This window comes from Colwellia sp. RSH04 (assembly GCF_003545765.1).
Lineage (GTDB): Bacteria > Pseudomonadota > Gammaproteobacteria > Enterobacterales > Alteromonadaceae > Colwellia.
Genome location: NZ_QXIO01000006.1, coordinates 29,481 through 42,378 on the forward strand (window position 1 = coordinate 29,481; position 12,898 = coordinate 42,378).

At 36.8% G+C, this 12,898-nt stretch carries 10 protein-coding genes; 2 read left to right on the forward strand and 8 right to left on the reverse strand.

Features of this window, described 5'->3' with window-relative positions; all coding sequences use genetic code 11:
* Positions 1-61: 61 nt before the first annotated feature.
* From hflX to D1094_RS11235, 7 genes are all read right to left on the reverse strand, one after another.
* Positions 62-1,348, reverse strand: coding sequence for a ribosome rescue GTPase HflX (gene hflX / locus D1094_RS11205; RefSeq protein ID WP_118960201.1), 1,287 nt, complete (start codon positions 1,346-1,348; stop codon positions 62-64).
* A 40-nt stretch (positions 1,349-1,388) separates the two neighbouring features.
* On the reverse strand, positions 1,389-1,646 hold the full coding sequence (hfq, locus tag D1094_RS11210; RefSeq protein ID WP_118960202.1) for an RNA chaperone Hfq: 258 nt from the start codon (positions 1,644-1,646) through the stop codon (positions 1,389-1,391).
* A 188-nt stretch (positions 1,647-1,834) separates the two neighbouring features.
* The gene (gene miaA, locus D1094_RS11215; RefSeq protein WP_118960408.1) at positions 1,835-2,734 is read right to left on the reverse strand and encodes a tRNA (adenosine(37)-N6)-dimethylallyltransferase MiaA; all 900 of its coding nucleotides are present in this window, start codon (positions 2,732-2,734) and stop codon (positions 1,835-1,837) included.
* An 84-nt stretch (positions 2,735-2,818) separates the two neighbouring features.
* Positions 2,819-4,759 (reverse strand): DNA mismatch repair endonuclease MutL, encoded by a 1,941-nt coding sequence (gene mutL, locus D1094_RS11220; protein WP_118960203.1) that lies wholly within the window; start codon positions 4,757-4,759, stop codon positions 2,819-2,821.
* A 28-nt stretch (positions 4,760-4,787) separates the two neighbouring features.
* Positions 4,788-6,125: an N-acetylmuramoyl-L-alanine amidase gene (locus tag D1094_RS11225; RefSeq protein WP_118960204.1), complete on the reverse strand. Its 1,338-nt coding sequence runs from the start codon at positions 6,123-6,125 to the stop codon at positions 4,788-4,790.
* A gap of 90 nt (positions 6,126-6,215) precedes the next feature.
* Positions 6,216-6,713, reverse strand: a complete 498-nt coding sequence (gene tsaE, locus D1094_RS11230) for a tRNA (adenosine(37)-N6)-threonylcarbamoyltransferase complex ATPase subunit type 1 TsaE (RefSeq protein ID WP_118960205.1) — start codon at positions 6,711-6,713, stop codon at positions 6,216-6,218.
* Between the two features lie 27 nt (positions 6,714-6,740).
* Complete coding sequence (locus tag D1094_RS11235) at positions 6,741-8,315, reverse strand: NAD(P)H-hydrate dehydratase (RefSeq protein WP_118960206.1); 1,575 nt, start codon at positions 8,313-8,315, stop codon at positions 6,741-6,743.
* A 38-nt stretch (positions 8,316-8,353) separates the two neighbouring features.
* Here D1094_RS11235 and queG point away from each other — a divergent pair, with 38 nt between their 5' ends.
* Both queG and D1094_RS11245 read left to right on the forward strand, forming a co-directional pair.
* Complete coding sequence (queG, locus tag D1094_RS11240; RefSeq protein ID WP_118960409.1) at positions 8,354-9,547, forward strand: tRNA epoxyqueuosine(34) reductase QueG; 1,194 nt, start codon at positions 8,354-8,356, stop codon at positions 9,545-9,547.
* 162 nt (positions 9,548-9,709) lie between these two features.
* The gene (locus D1094_RS11245) at positions 9,710-12,172 is read left to right on the forward strand and encodes a bacteriohemerythrin (RefSeq protein WP_118960207.1); all 2,463 of its coding nucleotides are present in this window, start codon (positions 9,710-9,712) and stop codon (positions 12,170-12,172) included.
* 147 nt (positions 12,173-12,319) lie between these two features.
* Here D1094_RS11245 and D1094_RS18925 read toward each other — a convergent pair whose 3' ends face one another.
* Positions 12,320-12,835: a hypothetical protein gene (locus tag D1094_RS18925; RefSeq protein ID WP_259337920.1), complete on the reverse strand. Its 516-nt coding sequence runs from the start codon at positions 12,833-12,835 to the stop codon at positions 12,320-12,322.
* Positions 12,836-12,898: the final 63 nt, after the last annotated feature.

The following is a 12,898-nucleotide window of genomic DNA, read 5'->3' on the forward strand; positions in this document are numbered from 1 at the left end:
TCGTCACTCAATAATTTTAAATCAAAAACTTTTATACTTGACCAATATTGACCAAGCAACTTTATAACTCTACGTATGTTTCTATACTGTTTGTTTCATTTTTTACTAGTCTGTTCCACTCTCTTTTAGGGAGTTTGATTTCAAGGTGACAGTGACCTTGTTCATCATAGTGTTCATTGGTAATACAATTTAATTTATATAACTCACCTCGAAGTTTACCTTCATTTGGAGGAATATTTAATTGATGATTAACAACCTGCTTCCCTAACCGTTCCGCTAATGCTTCAAAAAATAAGTCTATACCAATGTTTGCTCGTGCAGATAACCAAACCCTAATTGGGGTTCCATTTTCGTCTCTGTCAATTCGAGGTTCGATATTTTCAAGATTATCAATTTTATTGCATATTACTAATTGTGGAACTTCATTGGCTTTAATCTCTTTTAGAACATATTCCACTTGTTCAATATTTTCATTACGACTGTCATCAGAAATATCAACAACATGCAGTAAAAGTTCAGCTTCTCTTGTTTCCGTTAAGGTCGCTTTAAATGCCGCCACTAAATCATGCGGTAAATGCCTGATAAAGCCAACAGTATCAGCCAAAATAACGCGTCCAACACCTTCTATTTCAATTCGACGAAGCGTTGGGTCTAATGTAGCGAATAGTTGATCCGCGGCATAAACTTCGGCTTCAGTTAAGACATTAAATAGTGTTGATTTACCCGCATTAGTGTAACCTACTAATGAAATTGTCGGTATTTCAGCTCGACTTCTTGCTCTTCTTCCTTGCTGGCGTTGAACTTCAACTTTTTCTAATCGTTTTCGAATATTGATCATTCGTTCACGCAGTAAACGTCTATCTGTTTCTAATTGTGTTTCACCAGGACCACGTAAACCTATACCACCTTTTTGCCTTTCAAGATGGGTCCACCCTCTTATTAAGCGACTACTAATATGCCTTAATTGCGCTAACTCAACTTGAAGTTTACCTTCATGAGTTCGTGCTCTTTGCGCGAAAATATCAAGTATAAGTGTTGTTCGATCGACAACACGACATTGGCACAGCGCTTCTATATTCTTTTCTTGAGAGGGGGTTAAACTATGATTAAAAAGAATAACATTCGCATCGTATAGCTTCACTGCATCTGCAATTTCTTCAGCTTTGCCGCTACCAACAAAATATTTTGGGTGTGGTGTATTTCGTTTGCCCGAAACAACCGTTAATTCATTTACACCAGCAGAAGAGACCAGCATTTTAAATTCTGCTAAATCTTCTCGACTCGTTTCATCAGGGAAATCGAGGTGAACAAGTATTGCTTGTTCACCTGCTTGAAAACGATCAAACAAAAACGTTAAACCTTACATTACACACGACTATGAAGATCGATTAAGAATCCGATGATAAATCACTGTCTGATTGTCCTGGTACAGGCGCAGTATTTACTGCTCTAGCAGGTACAACCGTAGAAATGGCATGTTTATATACCATTTGACTGACAGTATTTTTCAGTAAGATAACAAACTGATCAAAAGATTCTACTTGTCCTTGTAGCTTAATACCGTTAACTAAATAAATTGCAACTGGAATGCGATCGCGACGTAAAGCATTCAAAAATGGGTCTTGTAAAGATTGCCCTTTTGCCATTATATGGTCCCTTTTATTATTATGTGAAAATAAAACAACTAACAATGCGTATTAAATAGCAGATAAAACAGTTAAAGATATACGCCAATCTCTAACCAACTTACTACCTATCTGTATAATTACAAGCAATAAAATTAATTATACATCAATATATTAATAATGCTTGATTATTACCAAGCGAAAATAAATTATGGTGTTACCTTAACCATAGACAGCACTTTCGATAAATTTCTTTCATCATTGGTTGTTAACCAATGTAAATCAGGCCAACTTCTAAGCCATGTTAATTGACGCTTAGCTAGCTGGCGAGTAGCGCAAATGCCACGAAATACCATTTCGTCATGACTGCACTCATTATTCAGATATTGCCACATTTGCCTGTAACCAACACAGCGAATTGAAGGTAAATCTTCATGTAAATCACCACGTTCTTTCAGCTTTACTACTTCTTTTTCAAAGCCTAAATCAATCATTTGATTAAAACGTAAAGCGATTCTGTCGTGTAATTCGCTGCGTTCCGAAGTACTAATAGCGAATTGTAAAACATTACCCTCAAGCTTATCACCTTTTAATTGAGATAATTGTGTCAAAGTGTTGCCGGTTATTCTATATACTTCAATTGCTCGACTAATTCGTTGACTATCATTTTCATGAATACGTTTAGCCGAAACAGAGTCAAATGTAGCTAACTGTTCATGCATTGCTGGCCAACCTTTCGACACAGCCTCTTCTTCAATAGCTTTTCTAATGTCAGGGTTCGCTTCTGGTAATGGCGATATACCTTCAATTAAGCTTTTAAAGTACATCATCGTACCGCCTACTAATACAGGGATACGGTTATTTGCTCTACTTTGAGCGATTTTATCTAAAGCATCTCGACAAAAATCTGCCGCAGAATAGCTCTCACTTGCATCACGTAAATCAATCAATGCATGTGGATATTGCTTGAGTTCAGCTTGTGTAGGTTTAGCGGTACCAATATCCATGTCTCGGTAAACTAACGCAGAATCAACGCTAATAATATCGCACGGTAATGCATCATATAACGCCATAGCTAACGCTGTTTTTCCTGATGCCGTTGGCCCCATAATACAAATAACAGGCAGTTGTTCTGGTGAATTATTAGTAGACAATTATCTAACACTCTATGCTTTGATTACATTAACCAAAGTTTATTGAAGTTGCTTGATACTAGATGTAAGGTCAATCTCAACAGAATTCAATAGCAAAGCACTATTTAGTTGAGTATTTAGTAAGTTTTTTCCAAGTATAAGTAAGTTTTCTGCATCTTGTGGCTGAAATTGTTCTAACACCAGCGCTTTAGCTAACGCGATATAACAGTCTGCCTTTTCGATTGTGGCATTATTTTTATAATTGTCGCTGTTTAATAAGGCATTAATAATAGATAAAAAACTGTTACTTATATCTCTGTCTCTTAAAACGGCAGGAAATTGACGAATTTGAATACGGTTATTCTTTTGTTCAGTGAAATGAATACCAGCTAAATTCAACCATTCCTTTTGACTTCTAATCAATTGTTGTTGCGGCTTTTCTACCGTTAGCATCACAGGTAAAAGCAGCGGTTGAGTAATTAAACCATCAGGTAATTTTTGCCAATTTTGCTTAATTTGCTCTGTAAAAATAGACTCAGCAAAGTTTGCTAATGATAGTAACCGTAATGTCTCTTTTTCTTTGAATACTGCAAAACCTTTCGTATCAATATGGAGAAAAAAATCCATCTGGAGGGATTGACTCGAATGTGAATCGGTCAATTGATGATCATTACCCCGTACAATGTTTTCTTCAGGTTTTGATGGTACAGGCGTTTCCATCAATTTTTGATAATTGCTTACTGCTGCTTCAGATGGATATTTATTATCGCTGACTCTATTCGCTGCATAACCTGTTTGACTGCTTTGCTGAGAAGAAGCACGCGACAAGGAGCTAATATAACCTGCTTGTTGGTGATTAACACTGTCTTGATGATGTTGACTTATACGTTCATTACTCACGTTTTTATCCGCATCATTAGCCCTTGGGTATTGTGCATAATGACTTTCAACAACTGGCGGTTGCGCTACAGAATCAAGTGTTGATTCCTCATCATCAAACGACAACTCATTTTGAAGCGCTTGATGACAAACCGAATAAATAAAATCATGAACATATCGGCTTTGATGAAAACGCACTTCATGCTTAGCAGGATGTACGTTTACATCTACATCTTTATGATTTAGCGTCAAAAAAAGCACAAATGCGGGGTATGCGTCATGAGGTAATAAATCAGAGTAAGCTTGCCTGATAGCATGGTTTATTAACTTATCTCGCATCATTCGGCCATTAACGTAACTGTAGCATTGATCGTTTTGACTACGAGAAAAGCTCGGTTTAGCTAACCAACCTGTGAATGTCATCTCATCATGCTGGCATTCAACCTCAACAGCATTATCAATAAACTTTTGACCACAAACCATCGCCACACGCTTCGCTTGCTGAGCTTTCGTCGTTGCAATGCGATATTGCCTAATTGTTTTACCGTTATGCGTTAACATAAAACCTACGTCGAATCGCGCTAAGGCAATTCGACGAACCACTTCATCAATATGATTAAATTCAGTTTTTTCGGTTCTGAGAAACTTTCGACGTGCCGGAGTATTAAAAAAGAGATCAAGTACTTCAATACTTGTGCCATCTGGATGAGCGGCTGGTTTAACGGTTACCGCCATATCTCTCCCTTCAGCATTCGCTTGCCAAGCATTCGCTTGTGCTTTCGGTTTAGATGTTAAAGTTAGCCTAGCCACAGAACTAATACTCGCTAATGCTTCGCCTCTAAAACCTAAACTATTGATTGCCTCAAGGTCATTTAAATCTTTTATTTTACTCGTCGCATGACGACTTAACGCTAACGTTAATTCATCTTTTACAATACCAGCGCCATTATCACTGATTCTTATTTTTTTAATACCGCCTTTAACTACTTCAATATGAATATTGGTTGCACCAGCATCTAAGCTATTTTCAATGAGTTCTTTAATCACTGAAGCAGGACGCTCAACGACTTCACCGGCTGCTATTTGGTTAGCTAAACGCGCAGGTAGTATTGCAATAGACATAAATAAAAGTTACCGAGGTATTTAAAGGTTATCCTGCTCGAGGAATTTTCAAGGTCTGCCCAATTCGCAGGGCATTATTTTTTAACTTATTAACCGTTTTTATTTTTGATATCGAAGTATTATAGCGCTGAGCAAGCACCGACAAAGATTCACCACTTCGAACTTTATGTTTTTTATAACCGACACTAGCAAAATATGAACCTGCCAAAGGGTAAGCCATAAAGTAATCTTTAATGCCAGTGTGAATAGCAGAAGCCAAACGGTGTTGATGTTTACTCCATGTAAGGTTTTTCTCTTCTTTATGGTTAGAAATAAACCCTGTTTCCACCAAAATAGAAGGTATATCAGAAGATTTTAGTACTGCGAAATTACCATTTTGTGGTGTTTTCTTATGCATTTTAGTTATTTTTTTTAACTCTCTAATAACTTTATTCGCGACTCCAAAACTCACGCCAAGAGAGTGTTCTTTACTCATATCAGCTAACGCTAACGCTAAATGACTGTCAGCTGTATTTTTAATAACACCGCCACCACCGCCAAGGAGTTCTGATTTTTCTTCTCGTTTAAGTAACCATCGAGCTAGTTCAGATTCGGCTCGCTTTTTAGTTACTACCCAAACAGAGGCACCATTGGGGCCTGGCGTTCTAAAAGCATCAGCATGAATAGACACTAAAAAGTCAACATTGCGTTCACGGGCTAAACTGGTTCGTCTATTCAGGTTTACATAGTAATCACCCGAACGAATCATTACCGCTTTCATGCCTTTTTCTTTATTAATTAAGGCTTGCAATTTCTTAGCGATAGCTAAAGTCACTCGTTTTTCATAAGTTCCTTTATGGCCAATAGAACCTGGGTCTTCACCACCATGGCCAGCATCAATACCTATAATAATATCGTGATGATCTTCTTTGGGTTGTGATGCGACTTTATTAGTACGATCTTTATCATACAAGTCAATAACCAATCTATTTCCATACTGCCCAGCAGGCGACAAAGGAAATACACTCAATTGATATGATTTTGCTAGCTCAAGTACGAGCCTAGTGGTACCTGTTTTTTTTGAAGTGCTGGTTCTAAAGCGCTTTACTCGCGGATCGTTCGCTGCGAGTTTTTTTAAAGAAACCGCGTTTTTGGTTCTTTCGAAATCGATAACTAAACGATTAGGGTTTGATAAAGTAAAATATTTATAATCTGGCTTGTTTTTTACGTCAAAAACAATACGTGTATTCTCAGGTGCTGGCCATACACGAATGCCGTCAATACTATTTGCAGCATGCACTTGGAAAGACAATAGAAATTGTCCACCAATGATACTGCAAAGTATCAACAACCATACACTAGTTGCTCGTGTTAACCCTTGATACATTAATTTACACCCTAATACTACTTGCTCACTTTGAGCTTAACATGGCTTTTTATAAAGATAAAAGTTCATTAAAAAGGTTTTATCAATCTATTACTTATTAACCAAAGCATTTAATGCAATTAGCAGTTGCTCAGCAAAAGTAGATTGAGCTAAAAAAGTTATAATTCGTTGTTCTCCCTGATAAGCCATGTTAATGCTAAAGTCTTCTTTAGCCAAGAGCCCAGCCCCTTTTTCTGGCCATTCAATAAAACAACAACAACCTTGATTAAAGTAATCGCGAATTCCCATATACTCTAACTCTTCAGGATCAGATAAACGATATAAATCAAAATGAAAAACACGCCAAGGAGACAGTTCATAAGGTTCAACTAAAGTATACGTTGGGCTTTTAACATTACCTTGATGTCCCATCGCTCTGACAAACCCGCGAGTCAATGTTGTTTTACCCGCACCTAAATCACCATGCAAATAAACAACTAACCCTCGAGGTTCGTTGTCATCGACAATGCTTTTTAGCGCTATCGCTAGTTTATGTCCTATGTCGACAGTGGCTTCTTCATCGACAAGTAAGCATTCAAGTTCTTTCATTTATAAGGTCTACTTCTTTTTAAACAATTATTCATTAACTAACTGTTGAATTTCAACAAATAAATCACTCGCTATCATGCCACGCTGGCCAATTTTTTTAGCGATGTTGTCTGCTGCTCTGCCATGAAGATAGCAAGCTAAGCAAGTTGCATAAAATTTATCATCAATTTGCATGAGTAACGCGCCAATGATACCACTTAACACATCCCCCATGCCACCAGAGGCCATGCCCGAATTTCCAGTAGAGTTTATGACTACTTTTTTTCCGTCTGATATAAGTGTGCCAGCACCTTTTAGCAAGCATATACAGTTATACTTTTCGGCGATATTTTTTACGGCATTGAACCGATCTTGCTCAATTTCTTCTACACTGCATCCAAGTAAAATTGATGCCTCTTTCGGGTGGGGCGTTAAAATAGCATTACCAATGTTTAGCTTGTTTTCAGTAAGGTTAGCAAGTAAATGGATTGCATCTGCATCAATCACAACAGGTTTATTCGATTGAGAACATTCATCTAACACTAACTTAAAGAGCGACTTTGCCCACTTATCTTGACCTAAACCTGGACCAATAACACAAGCGTTTGCTAGAGCCAAGCGTTGAGTTTGAAATAATTGCTCTGCTGTATTTTCAGCTATCATTAACTCTGCGCGACCAGAGAAAACTAAGACAGTATTCTCACGGTGGCAACAAACCGAAAGCAAACCAGCACCTGCCCTTAAAGCGGCTTCACTCGCTAATCTAATCGCCCCTGGCATACCAACATTTCCTCCAATTGTAAGAAGATGACCACTATTTCCCTTATGGCTAGCATTATGACGAGGAGGTAAAAACGGTTTGTTTAATCTTTGTTGCAACGCCATGGTTTGATAATAATGCTGACTAGTCACTTTTGCTTTAAACGCATCTCCTAAAGATAAGTCAGCTAATAATAGCTTGCCTATAAAATTAGCTGCTTGACCAGTCAATAAACCTTGTTTGTAAACAATAAAGGTTACACATTGACTCGCTATCACAGCCTGCTCAGCTAATTCACTCCCTGAAACTGAACCTGATGTAACACATAAGCCTGATGGCACATCAATGCTTAATACAGGAGTTGTATTATTATTAATTGTCGAAACTATCGCCTTTAATGTATTGGATAAAGCACCACGAAAGCCTATACCAAAAATTGCATCAACAATGACATCACCCTGATATGCTTGAATACTATCAATGAGGTGTTGATGATCATTTTTATATGAATAGCTTACGGCTGCGTGTTTCATCTGTTTGAAAGCTTTGAGCGCATCACCTGCTAATTCATGTTCATCGCACAACATGAGTACTTTAACATCAAGCCCTGACTTTTGTGCCAGCGTAGCAACAACGAAGCCATCACCGCCATTATTTCCTTTACCACACACAACTAGAAGGTTTTTTGCCGCTGGCCAGCTCGACACCAGTTGCTGAAAGGCTGCCTCTCCTGCCTTGCACATCAAGGAAAACATTTCGACACCTTGATTTTGCGCAACATTCGCTTCATTTTCTAAGACTTGTTTTGCAGTAAACACTGAAGTTAAACAGTCACTGTGTGATAAACTTATCGGTAATTTCATGATTTACACTCGTTATGGCTATAGCGCCATTAATACTTATGACTACACCTACTATTAACTATCTAGAATTAGCAGAAAAAATCAAGTGCTGGGGTAAAGAGTTAGGCTTCTCACAGCTAGGTATAACTGATATAGACTTATCTGCTCATGAAGAAGCTCTTCAGCGTTGGTTAGCAAATGGCTATCATGGAAATATGGACTATATGGCCAAACATGGTTTAATGCGAGCTCGTCCTGCAGAATTAGTACCTGGCACAACTAGAGTTATCTGTGTTCGTCTTGATTACTTGCCGCAAGATGCTAAGTTTGCACAAACCTTAAAAGATAAAAGTTCAGCCTATATTAGTCGCTACGCATTAGGTCGAGATTATCACAAATTAATGCGCAAACGCTTGCAACAATTAGGCAAAAAAATATCAGCTCATTGTGAAGCTTTCAATTGTCGACCTTTTGTTGATTCAGCGCCTGTATTAGAAAGACCATTAGCTGAAAAAGCGGGTTTAGGCTGGGTAGGAAAACATACCTTATTGTTAAATAAGGAAGCTGGCTCATGGTTTTTCTTAGGTGAATTATTTATTGATATCCCCTTACCTATTACTGATATCAAAAGTGAGCAAACAAAAGAGGAAACAGCACAAAAGAAACCTGGCTGTGGTACTTGCGTTGCTTGTATTAAAATTTGCCCGACAAATGCAATAGTTGAACCTTATGTTGTCGATGCTAAACGTTGCATATCGTATTTTACAATTGAATCCCCTGATCCTATCCCTGTTGAATTACGGCCTTTAATGGGAAATCGCATTTATGGATGTGACGATTGCCAGTTAATCTGCCCATGGAATAAATACGCAAAAATAACACCTGAGCAAGACTTTCAGCCTCGCCTTCAGCTTGACCAAGCGTCTTTATTATCTTTATTTAGTTGGAGTGAAGAAGATTTTCTCTCTAATTTAGAAGGTTCGCCTATTAGGCGCATTGGTTATGACAGCTGGTTAAGAAATATCGCGGTAGCGCTCGGCAATGCGCCTTACAAACCAGAAATTATTAGCGCATTAATGATGAAAAAAGAGGTAGTAAGCGAGTTAGTTGCCGAGCATATTAATTGGGCATTAACCCAACAAGACGCGAAAAGAAGCATTGCACAAGATGAGTTTGAAAAACAACAAAGTAATCATCGGTTAACAAACCGTTTAATACGTTCTATCGAGAAAGGCTTACCAAGAGATGCTTGATAGCATGAATCATAAAAAAATTCTTCTTTTGAATATGGCTGTTTAAGTCCATTCTTTCATTTTCTGGATTACACTTCTAAATAATTAAATTTTATCTAATTTTTTTTAAGAGCTATTATTAAATAATTGTTCAATTATGCTATAAATTCAAAAAGGATTTTTATGAATAGTTTGTTTATACCCGCGATAAAAATATCAAATTATCTGTCTTTTAAAGCAAAATTTTTAGTTGTTTCATTATTATGTATCATCCCTCTAATCTTCTTTTACGCTGTTCTATCTCAAACTCAATGGCAACAAATAGATCAAGCAGAAAACACCCTTAAAGCTTCCGAGTATATAATTCCTTTAAGAAAACTCGTTGAGCATGTTGCCCAAACAAGAGGTATGACTAATGTATTTTTACATGGTGATGCTTCAGTCAAACAGGCGATGAATAAAAAAATAGAAGAAAAACGTAACACCGTCGAAAATGACTTTGCATTATTACTAAAAAAAGATACCGAATTGGGCGATGAGTTAAACACGAACCATTTTCCAAAGGAGTTACATAATCGTTGGGGAATATTAAAAACTGAAGCCTTCTCAGGAGAAGCGAGTAAAATATTTTCTCGCTATACACTTTTAATCACTGATATTATCGATTTCATGGATACTGTTGGTCGACAAGGTAAAATGCTCCAAGCGAGTGATCCTACAAATAGTTATTTAATTAATAGTTTACTTCATACACTACCCAATCAAATAGAATCCCTTGGTAAGTTACGAGGAAAAGGATCAGGAATATTAGCTTCAAATTCCCTTACTACAGATAATAAATTACAAATAGCTGCGTTATCAAATACACGTAATGCCCTTAATTTAAAAAAAGATATTGAATATCTTTTTCAAGCATCTCCTGAGTTAAGCAATGAATTAAATCAAAAGTATCAAGACGCATCGAATAAATTAAATGCTTATTTATTATTAGCTAAAAATGAGATTGTTGACGCTAACACTGTGAACATTAAACCTACGGCTTTCTTTGAAAAAGGTAGTGAAACTATTTCATCTTTATTAATACTATTCGATGCAATGCAACCAGTACTAGAGCAAAGAATGAACGCACAAATCAGTGCGGCAAAAATTAATGTTAACTTTTACTTGTCGATAATAGTTGTTGTTACACTACTGCTTATTTATGCCTATATAGGGATTTATTTAGCCATAAAATATAACCTTAATGAAATGATCAAAACATCGCATTCAATTTGTGATGGTGAACTTGATGTAAGACTTGAACTGAAAACCAAAGATGAATTAAAAGTTATTGCTGAAAGTATTAATGAAATAACGGATGGACTAAGTCGTTCTATCATCGCAGTAAGAGAATCGAGTTTTTCCATCGCTTCAGCTGCTGAAGAAATAGCACAAGCAAGTAAGAATACCGCCGTAGGCATGGATGCTCAATCACAAGAGTTAGCAGTTACCTCAGCAGCTGTAACCGAAATGAGCGCATCAGTTCAAGAAGTCGCTAAAAACACAGAGCTAGGATCTTTATCTTCAAAGCAGGCAAGCGAAGAAGCTAAGAATGGTGGACAAGTTATTCAAACGACTATTGAGGCTATTAATAAACTTGCTGAGAATATCAATACTTCTGTTGAAGGAGTAGTCGCACTAAAAGAAAATAGTAATGATATCACTACTATTTTAGATGTTATAAGAGGTATTGCGGATCAAACTAACTTACTAGCACTCAATGCAGCTATAGAAGCAGCAAGAGCGGGTGAACAAGGGAGAGGCTTTGCTGTAGTTGCTGACGAAGTAAGAACTTTAGCACATCGTACACAAGATTCTACATTTGAAATTCAGAGTATGATCGAATTGATTCAATCTGGCATTACCTCTGTCTCAACAAATATGGTTGAAAGCCAAAAATTTGCTAATCAATCCGTAGCACAAGTTGAACAAGCAGGTGCAGCATTAAACACTATTGAATCTTCAGTGTCTGAAATCAATGATATGAGCTTACAAATTGCAACAGCGGCAGAGCAGCAGTCATGTGTATCAGAAGAAATAGCTCAAAGTATAGTCACAATAAGTGACGTTGCTAATGAATCAGCACAAGGCTCTAAAACTCTAGCAATGGCGGGGTCACGTTTATCCGCAATGTCTAAAGAAATGCGATTAGTCATACAAAGATATAATATTGACGAAACACTCTTCAATAAAAATGAAGAAAAAATACGTTTACTGCATTGGGAAAATAAATTTTCTATCGGTATAGATGAAGCGGATCGTCAACATCAAAAAATGGTTGAAATGATGAATAACGTACATATCATGTCTACCAAAAAGCGTAGCCCTGCCGCAGTAGCCAATGCATTAGATGCTTTAGTTGAATACACTAAAGTGCATTTTCAATGGGAAGAAGAGTTAATGGATTCTCATGGTTACCCTCAATCAGAAGAGCACAAAAAGCATCATCAAGAACTACTCAATGACCTTGTTAAGCATAAAGAAATGGTAAAACAGAATATTAATAGAGATATAAGCGCAGATATTTCCTACCTAAATGACTGGGTAATTCAACACATTACCAAAGGTGATAGCCATTATGCCAAGTTTATTCAACAAATGAGTTAAAAAAGTAGATTAATACTCTTTGAAAAACTTGAGCTTAATTACCGCGATAAAAAATTGCGGTAATTAAAACTAATAAGTAAATAGTTTAAAAAAGGCTTTAATTTCAAGCATTATACAAATTAACGGCCCTTTATTTAGCTGAATCTTTTATTTATTTTGTGAAGCAAGGGTAAGATCAGCTTCTAATTCTTCTACTTTTTGCTGCAAAGTAAGTGATTTTCGAATAGCCTCATTCTTTTCTTCAATGCTCTTTTTTTCTCGATCTTTTGAGGCTTGTAACTGTTTTTTTGTCGTCTCTAACGTGGCTAACAGGTTTTGAATATCTTTATTTTGTTCAAAGTGTTGGTCTTCTCTCGCATTAGTATATTCTTCATCAGTATTATTTAATGCTTCACGTGATTTAAATGTTAAAAAAGCAAATGCCAAACGAAAAATAAAAATCAAACAGGTGATGAGAAAAACCAACATATACTGGTTCTCATCAAGCGCAAACACTGCCGCATTCGCTTTATCCCAAAAATCCCCTGTTGCTTGAACGAAAGTGGTAATAATTTGATTATGCCAAGCTAACCAAGTGAAAATATAAATAAGAATAAAGCTTGGTGCTGGTCGTTGATTTTCAGTAAAAACCAATAAGCTTTGAAGTGTTTTTTGGTTGAGCATGAAGTCCCTTTTCAACAGAGTAAAAAAGGCTCATTATAGAGCCTTAATTCGATAAATAAATGT

Excerpts from the sequence above, each read along its gene's own strand:
- queG (WP_118960409.1), top strand. The coding sequence starts at position 8,354 with ATGACTACACCTACTATTAACTATCTAGAATTAGCAGAAAAAATCAAG.
- D1094_RS11245 (WP_118960207.1), top strand. The coding sequence starts at position 9,710 with ATGAATAGTTTGTTTATACCCGCGATAAAAATATCAAATTATCTGTCT.
- miaA (WP_118960408.1), bottom strand. The coding sequence starts at position 2,734 with ATGGGGCCAACGGCATCAGGAAAAACAGCGTTAGCTATGGCGTTATAT.
- hfq (WP_118960202.1), bottom strand. The coding sequence starts at position 1,646 with ATGGCAAAAGGGCAATCTTTACAAGACCCATTTTTGAATGCTTTACGT.
- D1094_RS18925 (WP_259337920.1), bottom strand. The coding sequence starts at position 12,835 with ATGCTCAACCAAAAAACACTTCAAAGCTTATTGGTTTTTACTGAAAAT.
- D1094_RS11225 (WP_118960204.1), bottom strand. The coding sequence starts at position 6,125 with ATGTATCAAGGGTTAACACGAGCAACTAGTGTATGGTTGTTGATACTT.
- D1094_RS11235 (WP_118960206.1), bottom strand. The coding sequence starts at position 8,315 with ATGAAATTACCGATAAGTTTATCACACAGTGACTGTTTAACTTCAGTG.
- mutL (WP_118960203.1), bottom strand. The coding sequence starts at position 4,759 with ATGTCTATTGCAATACTACCTGCGCGTTTAGCTAACCAAATAGCAGCC.
- tsaE (WP_118960205.1), bottom strand. The coding sequence starts at position 6,713 with ATGAAAGAACTTGAATGCTTACTTGTCGATGAAGAAGCCACTGTCGAC.